Below are 16,179 nucleotides of genomic sequence, written 5' to 3'. Positions count from 1 at the left end.
ACTAAAACAAATCCATCTGCCTTGGTGCTAGACCTTCGAATTCAATGCCCAGCATTTGCTGAAAAGTCTTTGCATTGTCTGCTGCATCGCCACCCGAATTATTGTTAAATAGAACGACAATATCTTTCGTTTGCTTACTTAGCTGAAGGATGCGCTCCTTCCATTCCAGCAGTTCTTGCTCATTATAGTTATATAAATAGCGAACTTCTCGCCAATTTGCATCCTTAGGCTTGTTCCAGCCATAGCGGTTTCGACCATGCATGCGAATTAAGGTCACCTTCTCATCTGTCGCAACAGGAACGATTGGTACGGAGCCGTCCCCTGCTTGGGGTTCATCTACAATCGAGTGAATCCAACCTTCCGCTGTCATAAATTCAAGTGTTTGGTCTCTAAACCTTTTTTCAAACCAAGTTTGGTTACGGAATTCTAAAGCTACAGGGATGTCGCCCATCTGCTTTTTACAAAAACGTAAATAATCGACATTTTCCTTTTTACAGGTAAACCATGGTGGAAATTGAAAAAGAACCATCGCTAATTTGTTTGCCTGTAAATAGGGCTTTAGGGAGTCTATAAATGCTTGAAACATCTCCGTTTTAGAGGGAAATTGGTTTTCCTCCCCACGCTGATGTCCTGTCATTCCTTGATATGCCTTCACGATAAAACGGAAATTATCAGGTGTCTCCTTGACCCATTTCCTTGCATTTTTTTCTGGCTGAATGGCATAGAAAGAACTGTCCACCTCTACAACGGGAAAGTGACTGCTGTATTCTTGTAGTTTATCCTTTGGTTTCATTTGCGGAGGATATAATGCATGGTGGTCCCCCCAGCCTGTTAATCCTATGTATATCATTGCCATCCCTCCTAAAGATAGGATAATGCAAGAAATCATGAAAAAACAAGCAGCAAGAGTCTGGCTCTTTTCTTTTCTAATTAATTGTTCCACCTTTATGCATGTTCTATAATAAAGGACAAGCTAACAAACAAACCAAGGGAGGGTTTACCATGTCTATCATATTGCAAAGAATCTATGAGGAAGAAAGCAAATTAGGTGGCAACCGAGTGTTGGTAGATAGAGTGTGGCCACGCGGTATTTCGAAGGCTGATGCTGGTGTCGACTATTGGGCGAAAGAAGTAGCACCTAGTACAAAACTTAGAAAATGGTTTGGCCATGATTCAGATAAATTTGATAAATTTAAGCAACTGTATAAGGAAGAATTGGCACAGAATGAAGAACAGCAGGAAGCGCTTGAAAAATTAAAGGAAATAGCGACGAATGAACGACTCGTTTTGTTATACGGAGCTAAAGATAAAAACTATAATCACGTTAATGTGTTAAAGAAAGTATTAGAAGGAGAATAATATGAATAAAGGTTTTTTTGATCAAGTATATGACCTCGTTGCCCAGATCCCTCGAGGACATGTGGTGTCATATTCCCAGGTTGCTGGGATGTTGGAACAGCCACATAATGCTAGAGTAGTCGGGTGGGCGATGAGGCAGTCACCACCTGAACGCAATCTACCAAGCCATCGCGTCGTGAAGAAGTCAGGAGAACTCGCCCCAGGATTTAAGAACCAGCGACACCTCCTTGAGCAAGAAGGTGTCACCTTTGACCAAAAAGGCAGGGTACAAATGAAGCAACATAATTGGAATCGTTAGGGGAAATTTCGATCCGCATCCAGTCCATCTCGCTATTTAAAATAAGATGGACTAAATGAATCTTGAATTTTTCTATGCCAACTATTTCTGTTATTAACCAAATGACTGTGTAAAATCGGATACTTTTTTATATATTTTATCAGGCTTCATTGTAAATTCACTAGATTGGAATTCAGGTAGCCATTGTACTCCTACAGTGGTTACACCTGCCTGCTTTCCCGCTTCAATGTCCGCGTTACTATCTCCGATAAACATTGCTTCGCTCTTCTCGATATTCATATCTCGCAATGTATTAAGAATACCTTCGGGGTTCGGCTTCGCGTTCACCACATCATCTCCAGTAACAATGGAATCAAAAAACGCTTCATCCATTTCTAAGGCATTAAGAGAAATATCCAAACTTTCCCTAGACTTCCCTGTGATGATTGCCAGTTTATACCCGCGCTCTTTAAGCATTTGGATCATGTCCGTAACTTCCTGATTCGGCTCTACTAACGCTTTATGATTTTTCTCATAAATTTCAAGAAATAGGTCAACTGCCTTCTCCTTATCTGAATGTTGCAGGTTACCCCGAATAATCTCTGGCTCGGGAGGACCAAACATATTCTTAACATCTTCATCCGAGAGATCTTTTCCATCATACGTGTTGAACACCTGTTGAAAGGCATAGAAACTAACAGGTAGTGTATTCGCTAATGTCCCATCAAAATCAAATAAAATGGCTTTCATCTCGCTTCACCCCTGTCAAAATGTTAATAGTACTATTAAACTTGGTACTACCACTTTTGCGTGTTACATAGACTCATAGTCGCTTTTTAATAGGGAATACATATATAGGTCATCAAACTTTTTTCCATTAAACTCATAACTTCTTAGCAAGCCTTCCTTAATAAAACCAGTTCGTTCGACAAGCTTACATGATGCCACGTTTGGCGGTTCAATTAATGCTTCAATGCGTTGTAAATTCATTTCACCAAACCCGTATTTCAATATCGCTTCAATTGCCTCACTTGCTATACCTTTTCCCCAAAATTGCTTATCTAACTCATAACCGATTTGGGAGCGAGAATGTTGCGCCACATAGTTTAGAAAACCAAAGCTGCCAATTACTTCATCCACCCCTTTGATAGTAATCCCCCATCTAACCCCTGTTTTTTTAGCAAATATCGAATCATACCAGGCTATCTCATCGAGTGCCTCTTCTTCCGTTTGAAAAGGCAATAATCCGTAATGCTCCATTACATCCTTATCAGATAGATATTTCAACATGCTCCTAGCATCTGTTTTACGTATTTGCCTCAAAATTAAACGCTCTGTTTCTAGTACAGGAAAATCCTGTAGTACCTTCTCCATAACAAACCCGCTCCTTTATTTACTCGGAAATAGTGTATACGACCATGAATACAAAAAGTCTATGATAAAAACAAGCCCCCATATCACACCAATTGAAAAAATCGTATCATTTGGATAAGGAGATCCTTCCGCTTCGCCTCTTTCTACCCAAGAAAAATCAGTCAGGTACCATTTCACTTCGGCCATACTATCTGTCCCTAAACTCCAAAAGATGGCTTGAGCCACCAGAAAAACAGCCAAATGTATGAGAGAAGAAATACGATATTTTTTTGCCTTATACTTGGGGTCCTTGTCCCTACGGATAATCTCATAGTCTTTCTCTGTTAATAGCTCTACACCACGAAATGTCCCAATCTTCCTGCGCATCCATCGGTCCAACTTCTTAAAATCTGCTATTCCAAAAGTACAAGCATAAATAACAAAAACAGTAACAATGATTAAAAAGCTGGAGATTTCGCCAGTTTCCTGATATACAAATAACCCTAGTAGCGCCTCTGCTGCTAACAAGGCTAAAAATAAGGCGATAAACCCTCTACTAAGCCTTTGTTTATTAAAAAAGTATCTAAAAACGCAAAATAAAAGCAACGATGCTATGGATAGCACCTCTGCCACAATAAAAATCTCCCAGTGATACTGTAATGCAAGTTCCATATGGTTCCCCCTTTAACTATGTAACATCAATAATCCCTCTACCACAATGCATTATTGTGTTATTTTTTCATAGATCTCTATATTCTGACAGGTATATTATATACTAATTACACAATAAAAGGCACCACTATAAAGCCCTTTCACTGATTATATTCCTCACATCGCTGCATAATCTCCTGAGATTTTAAAACATGATTAAAGGCTGGTTTGAATAGGATGATGAAGGGGGTTGTCCTAATGGGCGTTTCATTAGAGCCTCCTTAGGGGGAATCTGATGACACACCTACTAGTAAAAACCATAATCGTTATAACTGGAGGGTCTCTTCAAGGAATGGGAATGGGGCTATTTTTGTTTCCTCATTTCATCCCATCTGGTGGGGCTGGAGGTATTGCAGTATTGTTAACCTATTGGTTCCATCTCAATACAGGGCTTGCCTTATGGCTAGTCAATGCCTCCATGCTTTTGCTTGCGGTAAAATATCTCGGAAAAAGGGTTGCGGTCTGGACCGTTATTGGAATTACGATGACTTCGGTTTCTATCCTTTTTTTTGAACAAACTTTTATTATAGCGAATCGCAATCTTCTCTTGGATTTTTTCTGTGGCTCGTTATTACTTGGCACAGGGATAGGGCTGCTAATGCGACAAGGGGTGTCTAATGGAGGTGTTGGGGTAATTGCCCTGATTGTCTCAAATAAAAGGAGTATCTCTCCAGGACAACCATTATTCTGGATTAATTGCTGTGTTTTTATATTTACAGCCGCCATAATAGATTGGAAAATCATTCTTCTCGCACTTGGAAGCCAATGGATCTCAACAAGAATGGTTAACTTAATATGCCAGTTAGATTTTTATCAAAGTTATACGATTAGTTGGAGAAGGAAATGAGAAACCGCTATGTATTGCGCCCTAAAATAGCCGGGCACATGGCTTAAAAATACGAATAACGAATTGCTGTTTTCTTTTCGTCTTTCCCATCCATCCCCTTTACATGCAGTAAGAAGAAAACAAGGAGACCTACACTAAACGTTAGGGCTGCAACAGAAAGAAACATGCCCGTTCTAGACCAATCCATTAAACGAGTGAAAACAGGTGGACCAAGTGCCACACCAAGAAATCGGACGGAACCGTATAAGGAAGTGACAAAGCCCCTGCGTTCTTTTCCTACTGCTCCTGTGATAATACTATTTACACAAGGCAATACGAGGCCAGTCCCCACACTGCTAATGGCCAGCACAATAAGAAAAGGTATCAGCTTTTCGAAGAAAGTAAGAAGGCTGTAAGATAGTGTCATGAGGACAAGTCCAAGTATTGCTAATCGTTTCATCCTCATTAGATTCTTTCCAATTTTACTTCCCGTAATGTAAGAGGTGATGACCATGACAAGTAAAGGAATTGCCAGTAGAAGACCTTTGAGCACCCCATCTATCGAGTATTTCGTTTCCAGAACATCGGAAAGGAAGAATAAGATTCCAAATAGAGTAAACAGGCAGACTCCGCCTGCAAGATAGGTCGTAAAGAGCCACCTTCCCTCGTGTTTAAAAACACTTACCAAACCTCTTACATATTTTTTAAACGGTGGAGGAGCTTGTTTAAAGCTTTTTTCTTTAATAAACAGCCATACGAGGATCAAAGAAAGAAAGCTTATGATGGGAAAAGCAAAAAAGACAAAATACCAGACAGCTAGGGCGATTAAGGAGCCAAAAATAGGGGATAAAACCTTACCCAGTCCATTTGATGCTTCAAAAATCCCCAAGACTCTACTTTGTTCGCCACCCTTAAACAAATCTCCCGTCAATGCCATTGCAATTGGTGCTGTTCCTGCTGCTCCAATACCTTGTAATACTCTTCCAATTATGATCCATGTATAAGAATCCGAGAAAACAGCTGCGCCTAATCCCGCTAGTAAACCGCCCAAACCAAATAAGAACAGGGATGGAAGAATAATTGCTTTTCTTGAATAGCGATCAGAAAGATATCCTACAATCGGGATAAGAATGGCAGCAGCAATGGAAAACACGGTGATCGTTAAACTAACTTGCATTTGTGATAGCTCTAATGAGGATTTCATTTTAGGGAAAATTGGGATTAACATGGAATTACCAAGTGTCATTATTAAGGGGATAGAACCAATTGCAAGTATTGTCATCCCCTTGTTTGCAGCCTTTACCATCACGTTACTCCTTTACTAAAATCCTTTATTTGGTATTAATTGGCGGATACACAATCCAGCCCTTTTCCTTTGTTAGTTTTAGTAACTTCAGTTCGTATTCTTCCTTTTGCGTATTAAATTCTTCAAACATGGTACGAAGCTTCTCTTGGAAGCTAATTCCGATGATATAACTAGACGTCATTCGACCCGCTATAAGCTCCTTTTGCACAAGGGCAGCAATCTCCGGGTCATTAAAGCGTGCTCCAGCCGGGATATCCTGTGTTTCCACATTTGGGCGATCCGGCGGGGCAGGCGGCAGGCGAATCCCAGTCTCCTTCAACAATGTTTCGACTTGTTGTTCTTCCTGGGTAAAGCCATTTTCCAGCACATCCTCCAATAACACCTTTAAATCATTGTCCCCTGTATGATTAATTAAAACCTGCATGGTGACACAAAAGCATTTTGTATTATAAAGATAAGACCACAGGTTATAAACCTCACCAGCGTGAAGCGCCTCCTCTTCTTTGCTGTTATTAAGCTTACTCATTTCTTTCCCTCCCAAGATGTTTTCATTTAATACTTAGATATACAGATAATACCTTCTCTTCCTGACTAGCTTCCCACACAGAATAAAAAATTATGTTGGGTATTATTTTACAATGGACAGGAACCTACTTTTCATTCAAACATAGGCTAAAACCAGATAAGAAAAGCGCAGAGCCTCTCTTTGGTTAATTTTCCTCTGCCTCTAGTTGGTATTTGTTTCGTTTTGCAAACTGAGCTAGCATCTGCGCAAATTTATGAAAATGAGGTTCGATTAATGAAAAAGAAAATGAAATTGTTGTTTATAAGTGCTATTTGTTTGTTCCTTTTTGTTGGTTGTAGTCAGAGTGGTGAATCATCTGAAGCAGACTCCGAGGGAGACAAGGTAATTCGTATTGGCTATCAGAAAAATGGACCTCTCATTATTTTAAAATCGCTCGGTACATTGGAAGAACGATTAGAAGAGGAAGGATACACAGTCGAGTGGAAGCAATTCCAGGCGGGTCCAGCCTTAGTGGAAGCGTTAAATGCAGGAAGTATTCATTTTGGCAGAACCGGAAATTCCCCTCCCATATTTGCACAAGCGGCAGATGCCCCTTTTGTTATGGTCGCTGCTGGCAAGTCAAAATTTAAGGGAAGTGGGATTCTCGTACCCAATGATTCAGATATTCAAAGTACAGAAGATCTAAAAGGAAAAAAAGTCGGTTTTGCAAAAGGCTCCAGTTCCCATTATTTAATTGTAAAAGCATTACAAGAAGCAGGATTACAGTATAGCGATATATCACCAGCCTTTTTGTCACCAGGTGATGCACGAATTGCTTTTGAGCAAGGGAACATTGATGCGATGGTGGTATGGGATCCTTATACAGCCTCCACAGAGCTACATTCTGACGGAAAGCTTCTAATAGATGGGGAAGGCTTAACAACAGATCGAGACTTTTTCATTGCGACTAAAAACTTTGAAAAGAATTACCCAGAGATGATTGGCATTCTATTAGACGAAATACAAAAATCATCTGATTGGGCCAATAGTAATCAGGAGGAACTAGCAACAATACTAACCCCCATTCTTAACATCGAAGAGGATTCTATTCTGAAGTCCATAAAGAGGCGGACATATGGGGTGGATGAAATAAATGAAGAAATCTTAAAGGAACAACAAGAAATAGCGGATACTTTTTACGAACTGGATATTATACCGAAAAAAATTCAAGTGAAAGATGTTTTATTGAATAACTGATTAAATAAAGGAGGGCCAGGATCGTGAAACTTTCAACAAAAAACTTATCAGAAAAACTCATACCATGGCTAGTTCCAATTATGCTATTGGTTGGCTGGCAGCTATTATCCGTAGTAGGTATTATTCCCTCCCGCATCCTTCCAGCTCCCACACAAGTGTTTCAAGCAGCAATTGACTTATCTTCCACAGGCGAGTTGATGGACCACGTTTCCATCAGCCTTGGCAGGGCATTAATTGGTTTTCTCATCGGTGGCGTTATTGGATTTGCATTTGGCTTGTTTAATGGTATTTTCCGTTTTGCAGAATTATTCTTTGATACCTCCATTCAAATGCTACGAAACATTCCACATTTAGCCTTAATTCCTCTGGTTATTTTGTGGTTCGGTATAGATGAGACCTCCAAGATTTTCCTTGTCGCGCTTGGTGTGATGTTTCCAGTATATATCAACACCTACCACGGAATTAAATCTGTAGATAAAGGGTTAATTGAAATGGGAAAGGCCTATGGTTTAAAAGGAAAAGCATTATTCTTTCATGTCATACTGCCTGGAGCCATGTCTTCCATCCTTGTCGGTGTGCGCTTTTCTCTTGGCGTTATGTGGTTAACACTTATTGTAGCCGAAACCATTTCCGCCCATTCCGGAATTGGCTATATGGCGATGAATGCAAGAGAATTTATGCAAATGGATGTGATTGTTCTAAGTATTGTTCTCTATGCTTTATTCGGAAAACTATCGGATGTCATTGCCAAGCTGTTTGAAAGGAAATTGCTTCGTTGGAATGGATCGTAAAGAAAGGAGGCAAAGAACTTGAAAGAAAAATTTCATATTGAAACAAAGCACATTGAAAAGAATTACCCTGGAAGAAGTGTGTTAAAGGATATTAATTTATCTATTAAAAAGGGGGAATTTGTTGCAATTGTTGGAAAAAGTGGATGTGGGAAAAGCACCCTGCTTCGGTTACTGGCAGGTTTAGAAACGCCTAGTAAGGGACAATTGATCATGGATCAACGACCGCTAACAGAACTAAATAGCGAAGCACGAATGATGTTTCAAGATGGCCGTCTACTTCCCTGGAAAAAAGTAATCGATAATGTGTCACTTGGCCTCACGAAAGAGGGAAAGGCTAGGGCTAAGAAAGCTTTACAGCTAGTAGGACTAGAGGACAGAATTGCAGACTGGCCAGCCAAGCTTTCCGGCGGACAAAAACAGCGCGTTGCCTTAGCTCGTGCTTTAGTACATGAACCTTCCCTATTACTACTTGATGAACCTTTAGGTGCGCTAGATGCATTAACCCGTTTAGAAATGCAGGCACTTATTGAGGACCTTTGGCAACAAAAAAAGTTTACAGCCATTTTGGTAACACATGATGTGGAAGAGGCTGTAGCCATTGCCGATCGTGTTATCGTCATTGAAAATGGTTATATTAGTCTGAACCAGTCTATCGATTTACCAAGACCACGTCAGCGTACGAGTACGCCATTTTCAATGTATCTCGACCAAATATTAGACAGAATCATGGGACGCACACAGCAAAAGAAGATCACGCTACTTCGTTCTTACCCTAATACTACAAAGGTTTAACGTTCCTATACCTCAACTTAATAAGTCTTGAGGAAGATATACTCTTCAGACCGGGACCTCTCTCGAAGGGGCCTTTTTCTTTTGCTTCTGCATAACTGAAAATTGATAAAAATTTATTGATAATCAATAAATAATATAGTAAGATGTAGAAAAACAAACAGGATGAGGTGTAGGTTATGAAACAAGGAACAACGCTTTTTTTGAAGTCTGCTATAGTCATTATTGGGATAATCGTACTCGCTCTTAGTATCTTTTGGCTACCATATCAGGCGAATTTTTTCGCTGAAATGTATCCAGGGTTCGCCTATTTACAATACCCATTATTAGTTGGCTTACTTGTGACAACCCTTCCATTCTTCTTTGCCCTGTACCAAGCATTAAAGCTCTTACGCTATATTGATTATGATAAAGCTTTCTCGACAATCACTTTATTTTCATTAAAAAATATTAAGTATTGTGCTTTAGTCATTAGTGTTTTGTACATGGTAGGATTTATCTCCCTTCTATCCCTACATGCTGCCAATCCCGGCATATTGCTTATCGGATTAGTGATCATCTTCTGTTCCGCTGTCATAGCATTCTTTGCAGCTGTATTACAGAACCTTTTAAGTAGAGCTTTACAACTCAAAACAGAAAATGAATTAACCGTTTGAGGGACAGCTTCTCCATTGTTATTCCTAGGAGAGTATCTAGATTCATTTGTAACTGATGATTGAAACTCACATAAGAAAGAAGTAACTTAGAATAAGAAACACAGCAGGACTTTCACTTCTGAAGCTACCAAAAATTCTAAAGAATATAGAAGAAGAAGGGGATAAAGCATGCTACATAATATCACGGATCTTTTGAAAGTGAAGTACCCGATTATTCAAGCACCAATGGCCGGGGGTGTAACGACTACTCATTTGGTTACAGAAGTCGCTAATGCTGGAGGTCTTGGAATGATTGGAGCAGGGTACATGTCACCTAATCAGCTCCGCAAACAAATACGAGAAGTGAAACAATTAACTACCCATGCTTTTGGAGTAAATCTGTTTGTACCAAATAAATTCCATGTAACAGAAGAAGAAATATTTACTGCTAACGAGAGGTTGAACCAGTTTCGGCATACGTTACAGCTACCAGAGAAAAAGACTATTAATAAACCAAATTTTAATGATTTATATAACACTTTCTTGGAACAAATTGATGTAGTAATAAAAGAAAAAGTGCCCATTTGCTCCTTTACTTTTGGCATCCCTACTACCGAAGTAATAGACCATTTAACACAACACGATATACTTCTTATGGGCACAGCAACTACGGTGAAGGAAGCTATTGCCATAGAGAAGGCCGGGATGGATATCATTGTCGTACAAGGCAGTGAGGCTGGTGGACACCGTGGCCACTTCCTCCAGTCGAATGATGAAAGTATGGTCGGCTTAATGACACTTATTCCCCAGGTAGCCGACAATGTAAGTATCCCAGTTATTTCTGCTGGAGGAATTATGGACGGTAGAGGCCTCATGGCTTCTCTTTGCTTAGGAGCCCAAGGGGTGCAAATGGGTACAGCCTTTTTGACATGTTTGGAAAGTGGAGCAAATGAGCTACACAAAGCTGCCATCCTGAACGCAAAAGAAGACCAAACTGTTATAACCCGCTCCTTTTCCGGAAAGTTGGCAAGAGGAATACAGAACAAATTTATCTCCTCTATGAGAGCGAACGAACATCAATTACCAGCTTTTCCTGTACAGAATAACTTAACAAAGGATATTCGAAAGGCCAGTGCTAATCAGGGTAAGACGGACTTCATGTCTCTTTGGGCAGGCCAAAACGCCACAATGGCGAAAAGGCAAACCGTCCGTATGCTGATGGAATCGATTATTACGGAAGCGAAAAAATTGGGGTTTTCTACTTAACGACTTTTTACAATGATGAAAATTATTTCCTCTACTATGTTCTTGCTACATAGTAGAGGGACCTTACTGGGGATCATGTAAGATCCACGGGATTTTTGATTCAAATTCTAGCCAAAGGCCAGGCATCGGTAAATCATCCTTTTCATTTGGGGCCGCTTCCGCAAATCCAAAAGTAAAATTGCCTAAAGTAGCCGTGTTTTCAGAAGTCCAATCAGAATCCAATCAATACTTTCCTTCAATTAAGCTTGCAGCCAAATAATAATGCCCAATATAAAGGTGTAGTCTATCTTCAGCCTCCCCAAACTCTGATAACAAATCTGGTTTCGTTGGATCAATACCTAACTCGTTAAATAACTGCGTAATCTGAGGATCCATCTGTGTACAAGCTTCTCTATAGTTTTTACAATCTAGGCAATTGCAAAGTTCCTGATCTTGTTTATAGTATTCTCTCGTCCTACCTACATCTACTTCTAGCAACCATTTTTCTAATTGTAATTTTTGCATATTTTCTTCTCCTATAACCGTTTCTTCATTGAAGAAGTGAACCTCCGATATTTTAAACCAAAGTTTCTTATTTCCATACCCTTTTCACCCACATGAGCTCTTGCCTCTCAAAAGATAGTTTATAAATATCTGGCATTTCAAGTTGATTCCAAAATTCGAACCCGTATTTACTTTCAAAGAAATTCATAATCAAAACCATTATGTTACCATGTGTGCCTATTACGACATTTTTTCCCTTGTTATTTTCTAGTACGTCTAAAGCTGCATTCACCCCTCTTTTTTGTGCAACCCTGTTTGATTCGCCACCAGACCATGAAAATTCGTAGTCCTCCCAAACCTGCGTAACTGCCTCTGTAAAATCATCTACAGGCTTTTCCGCGAGGATTCTTTCTTTGAAGTCATCTATTATCTTAATCTCTTTACCTATGTACTTTGCAATCCCTTCAACTGTTTGGATGGCCCGCTTATAAGGACTTGAATAGACAGCATCAATAGCTTCATTTTTAAGTAATGCAGTTACGATATTTGCGTCATTAAAGCCACGTTCAGATAAAGGTCTTCCCAACTCGTCTGGTGTATAGACGGAATGAGCATGTCTCACAAAATATAAGTTTGTAGCCAAAAGAACCAACCTCCTAACTCCTGCTACGTTTTATACCAATTACTATTGGTTCCTATTACTGATCAATCGTTCAGTAAACGGTTAAAATTAGCGCCGGTCTCAGTAACCTTTAAATGATAGACATCAGGATTACGTAAACCCATCCATTGTTCGAAGCCAAAGCTTTTATCATAGAAGTTTAGTAATAAAGATATAATCCCTCCATGTGCCACCATCACTGTATTTTCAGAGCCACTAACTACGATCTCATCGACTACCTCTACAATTCGCTTCACTGCTTCGTTACTTGATTCTCCACCTTCAAACTTAAGATCCATATCGTCAAAAGTCTCTTCTAGCTTCTCCATCCAATCCGTAAGAAAGGTGGTGCTAAGGACGCGTTCGGCTAAACGACTATCTACCTCAATATCTATATCCTTGTTTTCTGCAAAGGGATTAATCGTCTGGATAGCCCGTAGAAAGGGGCTGGAAATGACTCTATCTACCTTTAAATCTGATAAGGGTTCGGCTAGTTCGTTTGCTTGAATGAACCCTTCCTCTGTTAATGGAGCATTAGGTGCTTGTCCTCCCGCTTTGCAATGTCTGATTATGTATATATTTTTAGTCATGTTTCGTATCCCCCCATCTCCTATTTCAAGGTTGGCCTATCATGATTCCATAAAATTCTATAAACCTTTTTCCAATTAATTTACATCTCCTAAGTAAGCAGGCGCTTCCTTCCCTTCATTAAAGTCAATAATATATTTTCGAAGTGTTCGAGGGTAAAGTCTATAATTCAATAACTCGGATAATGGCAGCCATTCCACACCAATTTGTCCATCATCTGGGACTGTACCATTTCCGATCTCAGTACTTCCTTCTGCAATCTCACATAAAAACATATACTCCATCCGGTGAGCTTCGGAATCAAACTCATAGTGTTCATGGTTTTTGCCAATATATTCTCGTATAAAGATTAGGTCACCAATTTCTACAGCCGCATTAACTTCTTCGATGCACTCTCTTTTTAGTGTTTGGTGCAGTGTTTCACCAAATTCCTGTCCGCCACCAGGTAAAATATAATAGTAGCCCTCGTGGTCCTGTTTTTTAATTGCTAACAATTGAGCTTCCTGAATAATAATTGCCTTTGCTGAGTTCCTAACCCCCATTTTATTCCCTCCAAAATCTTACAAATTTCTCTTTCTTTATCTTACAACAAAAGGAAATAAAAAAGGCAAACTTTTCTAATAATTAATACGAAAAGTTGCCCTGGTTTTTGGTTTGGACCTAATTATCTCAATATATCGTATTTAACATGTATAACACCGGTTCCTTCTATTACCTCTGTGGAGTCTAACTTTACGCTCTCTTCCCCAATATAATCAAACAATCGTGTACCTTTTCCTAGCAATACTGGAGCAATGTGTAAATTCAGACCATCTAAGAGACCCGTTTTAATACATTGTTGAGCAACACTTGCAGTTCCAATACTTACATCCTTTGACCCAGCTACTTTCTTGGCCTGTTTCACAGCATTTTCTATCCCGTTAGTGATAAAAGTAAACGGTGTATTGCCTGATGGTGTAGAATCTGGAACACTGTGTGTAAGTACAAAAACCGGGACATTTGCCAATGGATGACTTCCTCCCCATCCATTCACCATGTCGTAAGTCCTTCGCCCAACAATCATGGCGCCGGTTTTTTCAGCGGCTAAATCAAAAATGGCCTTATCAATGCTTGAAAGCTTGAAAAAAGAATTCGTCTGGCTAGTTTCCTCTCCAGAGAACATCCAGGCTTGCAGAATTTCGCCTTGATCCCCTAAAGGCTTTTCTTGACTATCATTACTTCCAGCTACAAAACCATCAAGAGACATGGAGATATTTAGAACAACTTTACTCATTTCAATTCCTCCTTATGGCGATTCTATTATATAAATCTACAATATATTTCTTCTATATTGCTATAGTTGTTCTAGACAATATATTGTATTGGGATCTTTAGGTGCGTTTATTAATTTCTGCCAACATAATCATCGTATAGGATGCTCATTATGATTTCATCGGAATATTGGTTTCTCATGAAAAGGGACTGTCTTAATACTCCTTCTCTCTTAAAACCAGCTTTTTCGTAGGAGCGTATCCCTCTTGGATTATGAGAATAGACCTGTAACTCTAATCTATTTAGGCGCAGCTCTTCAAAAGTAAATTTCTGAGCAAGCATTACAGCTTCAGTTCCATAACCTTTTCCATAGTTATCCTTATTATGTATCGCAATTCGGAACATCGCTTTCCTGTTATCTAGGTCGATGTCATTGACTGCTAGATCACCTATCATTTGGTCGTTCTCTACCAAACAAATAGCGAAGTCGTGACGAGTGGAATCTTTGTTAAACCGCTCATAAGCATTTCGAACCTCTTCCATCGTAAACACCTTGCGCGTACCAGTCATATAAAGGCCTTCCTCGTCATGAAGACTATTAAAGATGCCTTCTATGTCCTTGTCTTCAATTGGTCTTAAATATACATCGTTTCCTTTTGTCATATGAAAACTCTCCCTTATCTTCCAGCAATAAACTTACCTCTATCTTTAACTTTTCCATTCCTTGAGTGTAAAGTCAACCAATCTTTTTCTGAAACACACTTTACAAATTAGGTTATAAAAGTATGATTAGAAATATGAACGGTATGTTAAAATTAGGAAACTATAATTAAAAAAGAAGGTAAGTTAATGGAGTTCATAACAGAAAAGTTATTATTTATAGCTTTATTCATTTTTATCATTCATTCAATAGAAACACTTGCTTATGCAGTAAGGTTATCAGGCGCAAGAGTTAAAATGATAGCGTCAGCACTATCTCTCTTTAACATCATGGTTATTGTTTCAAGACTCGCAAATATGATGCAACAACCATTCACTGGGAGTATTATTGATACCGCCCCAAAAGAAAACGCCTTGGAATTTGTAGAGAATCAATTTCGAATTCTTATAGGAGCGTCAACGGTTGGCACAGTCGTTGGAATTATACTACTTCCTACCTTTATCGCTTTATTTTCAAGAGCAATCATTCACTTGTCAGAGGAAAAAGGCTCTGTTCCTTCCTTAGTAAGAAGAATGTTTTCTTTAGAGTACATAAAGCGTGGTATAACACATTTTAGCCTGCCGAAGTTTTCATACTTGCAAGATACAAGGATTAAGGATATCCCAATAAGACTGTTTTGTGTAAATATGTTAATAACAGCGATATATACCATCGGTGTATTATCAGCTTTATATGCAGCTTTATTAGCTCCCGAGAGAGCTTCTACTGCTATTATGGCATCCGGCCTAATAAATGGAATAGCAACAATCCTTTTGGTTATTTTTATAGATCCGAAAATATCTGTAATAGCTGACGATGTAGTAAATAAAAGAGGAAGTTACAACAAGCTAAAAAGTATATCACTAATGATGGTAACCTCAAGATTATTAGGTACAATCCTTGCCCAATTCTTGTTCATTTGGGGAGCAAGATATATTGCTTGGTTTACTCAATTCATTGCGTAAGTGCACGATTACTGAATTGATGACACAGATAAGATAAAAAGGGGGATAGTAAGATATGCGGAAAACAATTCAAAGTATTTTTGTGATCATTGGTCTTATTGTGGCAACTATTCTAGGTATCTATGGTCAAGATATATCCTATTATATAAACGATCAAATACCAACAATCGAGTTAAGAATTTCTATAACTATTGTAACTTTCCTTAGTATTGGCTTGTATATTTTTATCCCTATTTTATTATTTATTTCAAATAAAGTAAAAAAAGTTTTTTTCTGGATATATCTCACTTTAAGTATTTTAATAGGACTTCCGACTTCTGGATGGTCATTTTTTGTTTGGGCCATGTGGATGGGATGATTTCATAAAAAAATTGTGCAACCTACCTCTCCTCTTTTTCTTTGGCATTCTAACTGAAACATAGGTTAAACAAGATGCTTCTCAAACCAATTACACGC

The 16,179-nt window shown here is 38.9% G+C and carries 23 protein-coding genes; 10 read left to right on the top strand and 13 right to left on the bottom strand.

The window, feature by feature from the left end; genetic code table 11:
• Window position 1: 1 nt before the first annotated feature.
• The gene (locus ACTWPF_RS17195; RefSeq protein WP_443149937.1) at window positions 2-850 is read right to left on the bottom strand and encodes a DUF72 domain-containing protein; all 849 of its coding nucleotides are present in this window, start codon (window positions 848-850) and stop codon (window positions 2-4) included.
• Window positions 851-1,002: 152 nt separating this feature from the next.
• Between ACTWPF_RS17195 and ACTWPF_RS17190 the strand changes: the two genes are divergently transcribed.
• Together ACTWPF_RS17190 and ACTWPF_RS17185 are read left to right on the top strand one after the other, a co-directional pair.
• Complete coding sequence (locus tag ACTWPF_RS17190) at window positions 1,003-1,359, top strand: DUF488 domain-containing protein (RefSeq protein WP_443149936.1); 357 nt, start codon at window positions 1,003-1,005, stop codon at window positions 1,357-1,359.
• 1 nt (window position 1,360) lies between these two features.
• Entirely contained in the window at window positions 1,361-1,657 is a 297-nt protein-coding gene (locus tag ACTWPF_RS17185) for an MGMT family protein (protein WP_238021868.1), read from the top strand.
• 93 nt (window positions 1,658-1,750) lie between these two features.
• Here the strand turns inward: ACTWPF_RS17185 and ACTWPF_RS17180 are convergent, their stop codons facing one another.
• From ACTWPF_RS17180 to ACTWPF_RS17170, 3 genes are all read right to left on the bottom strand, one after another.
• A complete protein-coding gene (locus ACTWPF_RS17180; RefSeq protein WP_238021870.1) occupies window positions 1,751-2,386 on the bottom strand; it encodes an HAD family hydrolase in 636 nt (211 codons plus the stop codon).
• 63 nt (window positions 2,387-2,449) lie between these two features.
• Window positions 2,450-3,010 (bottom strand): GNAT family N-acetyltransferase, encoded by a 561-nt coding sequence (locus ACTWPF_RS17175; RefSeq protein WP_238021872.1) that lies wholly within the window; start codon window positions 3,008-3,010, stop codon window positions 2,450-2,452.
• A gap of 15 nt (window positions 3,011-3,025) precedes the next feature.
• Window positions 3,026-3,661, bottom strand: a complete 636-nt coding sequence (locus tag ACTWPF_RS17170; RefSeq protein ID WP_238021881.1) for a hypothetical protein — start codon at window positions 3,659-3,661, stop codon at window positions 3,026-3,028.
• Window positions 3,662-3,935: 274 nt separating this feature from the next.
• On the opposite strand from ACTWPF_RS17170, the gene ACTWPF_RS17165 reads away from it, so the two are divergent.
• The gene (locus ACTWPF_RS17165; protein ID WP_238021890.1) at window positions 3,936-4,547 is read left to right on the top strand and encodes a YitT family protein; all 612 of its coding nucleotides are present in this window, start codon (window positions 3,936-3,938) and stop codon (window positions 4,545-4,547) included.
• Between the two features lie 43 nt (window positions 4,548-4,590).
• Here ACTWPF_RS17165 and ACTWPF_RS17160 read toward each other — a convergent pair whose 3' ends face one another.
• Together ACTWPF_RS17160 and ACTWPF_RS17155 are read right to left on the bottom strand one after the other, a co-directional pair.
• The gene (locus ACTWPF_RS17160) at window positions 4,591-5,832 is read right to left on the bottom strand and encodes an MFS transporter (protein ID WP_161464478.1); all 1,242 of its coding nucleotides are present in this window, start codon (window positions 5,830-5,832) and stop codon (window positions 4,591-4,593) included.
• Window positions 5,833-5,857: 25 nt separating this feature from the next.
• The gene (locus ACTWPF_RS17155) at window positions 5,858-6,358 is read right to left on the bottom strand and encodes a DUF3231 family protein (RefSeq protein WP_443149935.1); all 501 of its coding nucleotides are present in this window, start codon (window positions 6,356-6,358) and stop codon (window positions 5,858-5,860) included.
• Window positions 6,359-6,631: 273 nt separating this feature from the next.
• Between ACTWPF_RS17155 and ACTWPF_RS17150 the strand changes: the two genes are divergently transcribed.
• The 5 genes from ACTWPF_RS17150 to ACTWPF_RS17130 all read left to right on the top strand — a co-directional run bounded on the left by ACTWPF_RS17150 (window position 6,632) and on the right by ACTWPF_RS17130 (window position 11,075).
• Window positions 6,632-7,594, top strand: coding sequence for a sulfonate ABC transporter substrate-binding protein (locus ACTWPF_RS17150; protein ID WP_443149934.1), 963 nt, complete (start codon window positions 6,632-6,634; stop codon window positions 7,592-7,594).
• 23 nt (window positions 7,595-7,617) lie between these two features.
• Window positions 7,618-8,385: an aliphatic sulfonate ABC transporter permease SsuC gene (gene ssuC, locus ACTWPF_RS17145; RefSeq protein ID WP_443149933.1), complete on the top strand. Its 768-nt coding sequence runs from the start codon at window positions 7,618-7,620 to the stop codon at window positions 8,383-8,385.
• 18 nt (window positions 8,386-8,403) lie between these two features.
• The gene (locus tag ACTWPF_RS17140; protein ID WP_443149932.1) at window positions 8,404-9,177 is read left to right on the top strand and encodes an ATP-binding cassette domain-containing protein; all 774 of its coding nucleotides are present in this window, start codon (window positions 8,404-8,406) and stop codon (window positions 9,175-9,177) included.
• A 176-nt stretch (window positions 9,178-9,353) separates the two neighbouring features.
• Window positions 9,354-9,830, top strand: a complete 477-nt coding sequence (locus ACTWPF_RS17135) for a DUF2975 domain-containing protein (RefSeq protein ID WP_443149931.1) — start codon at window positions 9,354-9,356, stop codon at window positions 9,828-9,830.
• Between the two features lie 168 nt (window positions 9,831-9,998).
• On the top strand, window positions 9,999-11,075 hold the full coding sequence (locus ACTWPF_RS17130) for an NAD(P)H-dependent flavin oxidoreductase (RefSeq protein WP_443149930.1): 1,077 nt from the start codon (window positions 9,999-10,001) through the stop codon (window positions 11,073-11,075).
• 63 nt (window positions 11,076-11,138) lie between these two features.
• Here the strand turns inward: ACTWPF_RS17130 and ACTWPF_RS17125 are convergent, their stop codons facing one another.
• From ACTWPF_RS17125 to ACTWPF_RS17095, 7 genes are all read right to left on the bottom strand, one after another.
• Complete coding sequence (locus tag ACTWPF_RS17125; RefSeq protein ID WP_443149929.1) at window positions 11,139-11,297, bottom strand: hypothetical protein; 159 nt, start codon at window positions 11,295-11,297, stop codon at window positions 11,139-11,141.
• Entirely contained in the window at window positions 11,298-11,579 is a 282-nt protein-coding gene (locus ACTWPF_RS17120) for a hypothetical protein (protein WP_443149928.1), read from the bottom strand.
• 67 nt (window positions 11,580-11,646) lie between these two features.
• Window positions 11,647-12,201 (bottom strand): histidine phosphatase family protein, encoded by a 555-nt coding sequence (locus ACTWPF_RS17115; RefSeq protein ID WP_443149927.1) that lies wholly within the window; start codon window positions 12,199-12,201, stop codon window positions 11,647-11,649.
• 62 nt (window positions 12,202-12,263) lie between these two features.
• Window positions 12,264-12,809, bottom strand: coding sequence for a histidine phosphatase family protein (locus ACTWPF_RS17110; protein WP_443149926.1), 546 nt, complete (start codon window positions 12,807-12,809; stop codon window positions 12,264-12,266).
• 75 nt (window positions 12,810-12,884) lie between these two features.
• Window positions 12,885-13,349, bottom strand: a complete 465-nt coding sequence (locus tag ACTWPF_RS17105) for an NUDIX domain-containing protein (protein WP_443149925.1) — start codon at window positions 13,347-13,349, stop codon at window positions 12,885-12,887.
• A gap of 122 nt (window positions 13,350-13,471) precedes the next feature.
• The gene (locus tag ACTWPF_RS17100) at window positions 13,472-14,080 is read right to left on the bottom strand and encodes a dihydrofolate reductase family protein (protein WP_443149924.1); all 609 of its coding nucleotides are present in this window, start codon (window positions 14,078-14,080) and stop codon (window positions 13,472-13,474) included.
• A 110-nt stretch (window positions 14,081-14,190) separates the two neighbouring features.
• Window positions 14,191-14,721, bottom strand: a complete 531-nt coding sequence (locus tag ACTWPF_RS17095) for a GNAT family N-acetyltransferase (protein ID WP_443149923.1) — start codon at window positions 14,719-14,721, stop codon at window positions 14,191-14,193.
• A gap of 186 nt (window positions 14,722-14,907) precedes the next feature.
• On the opposite strand from ACTWPF_RS17095, the gene ACTWPF_RS17090 reads away from it, so the two are divergent.
• Window positions 14,908-15,723 (top strand): lipid II flippase Amj family protein, encoded by an 816-nt coding sequence (locus ACTWPF_RS17090; RefSeq protein WP_379554793.1) that lies wholly within the window; start codon window positions 14,908-14,910, stop codon window positions 15,721-15,723.
• Between the two features lie 55 nt (window positions 15,724-15,778).
• On the top strand, window positions 15,779-16,081 hold the full coding sequence (locus ACTWPF_RS17085) for a hypothetical protein (RefSeq protein WP_443149922.1): 303 nt from the start codon (window positions 15,779-15,781) through the stop codon (window positions 16,079-16,081).
• The last annotated feature ends 98 nt before the right edge of the window (window positions 16,082-16,179 follow it).

The organism is Oceanobacillus sp. M65, assembly GCF_052246275.1.
Lineage (GTDB): Bacteria > Bacillota > Bacilli > Bacillales > Amphibacillaceae > Oceanobacillus_B > Oceanobacillus_B jordanicus.
The sequence above is the reverse complement of the archived record's forward strand: the minus strand, read 5'-3'. Positions and strand labels throughout refer to the sequence as shown.

Excerpts from the sequence above, each read along its gene's own strand:
- ACTWPF_RS17190 (WP_443149936.1), top strand. The coding sequence starts at position 1,003 with ATGTCTATCATATTGCAAAGAATCTATGAGGAAGAAAGCAAATTAGGT.
- ACTWPF_RS17185 (WP_238021868.1), top strand. The coding sequence starts at position 1,361 with ATGAATAAAGGTTTTTTTGATCAAGTATATGACCTCGTTGCCCAGATC.
- ACTWPF_RS17090 (WP_379554793.1), top strand. The coding sequence starts at position 14,908 with ATGGAGTTCATAACAGAAAAGTTATTATTTATAGCTTTATTCATTTTT.
- ACTWPF_RS17095 (WP_443149923.1), bottom strand. The coding sequence starts at position 14,721 with ATGACAAAAGGAAACGATGTATATTTAAGACCAATTGAAGACAAGGAC.
- ACTWPF_RS17085 (WP_443149922.1), top strand. The coding sequence starts at position 15,779 with ATGCGGAAAACAATTCAAAGTATTTTTGTGATCATTGGTCTTATTGTG.
- ACTWPF_RS17195 (WP_443149937.1), bottom strand. The coding sequence starts at position 850 with ATGATATACATAGGATTAACAGGCTGGGGGGACCACCATGCATTATAT.
- ACTWPF_RS17160 (WP_161464478.1), bottom strand. The coding sequence starts at position 5,832 with ATGGTAAAGGCTGCAAACAAGGGGATGACAATACTTGCAATTGGTTCT.
- ACTWPF_RS17175 (WP_238021872.1), bottom strand. The coding sequence starts at position 3,010 with ATGGAGAAGGTACTACAGGATTTTCCTGTACTAGAAACAGAGCGTTTA.
- ACTWPF_RS17130 (WP_443149930.1), top strand. The coding sequence starts at position 9,999 with ATGCTACATAATATCACGGATCTTTTGAAAGTGAAGTACCCGATTATT.
- ACTWPF_RS17110 (WP_443149926.1), bottom strand. The coding sequence starts at position 12,809 with ATGACTAAAAATATATACATAATCAGACATTGCAAAGCGGGAGGACAA.
- ACTWPF_RS17105 (WP_443149925.1), bottom strand. The coding sequence starts at position 13,349 with ATGGGGGTTAGGAACTCAGCAAAGGCAATTATTATTCAGGAAGCTCAA.
- ACTWPF_RS17170 (WP_238021881.1), bottom strand. The coding sequence starts at position 3,661 with ATGGAACTTGCATTACAGTATCACTGGGAGATTTTTATTGTGGCAGAG.
- ACTWPF_RS17165 (WP_238021890.1), top strand. The coding sequence starts at position 3,936 with ATGACACACCTACTAGTAAAAACCATAATCGTTATAACTGGAGGGTCT.
- ACTWPF_RS17100 (WP_443149924.1), bottom strand. The coding sequence starts at position 14,080 with ATGAGTAAAGTTGTTCTAAATATCTCCATGTCTCTTGATGGTTTTGTA.
- ACTWPF_RS17180 (WP_238021870.1), bottom strand. The coding sequence starts at position 2,386 with ATGAAAGCCATTTTATTTGATTTTGATGGGACATTAGCGAATACACTA.
- ACTWPF_RS17155 (WP_443149935.1), bottom strand. The coding sequence starts at position 6,358 with ATGAGTAAGCTTAATAACAGCAAAGAAGAGGAGGCGCTTCACGCTGGT.
- ACTWPF_RS17150 (WP_443149934.1), top strand. The coding sequence starts at position 6,632 with ATGAAAAAGAAAATGAAATTGTTGTTTATAAGTGCTATTTGTTTGTTC.
- ACTWPF_RS17135 (WP_443149931.1), top strand. The coding sequence starts at position 9,354 with ATGAAACAAGGAACAACGCTTTTTTTGAAGTCTGCTATAGTCATTATT.
- ACTWPF_RS17120 (WP_443149928.1), bottom strand. The coding sequence starts at position 11,579 with ATGCAAAAATTACAATTAGAAAAATGGTTGCTAGAAGTAGATGTAGGT.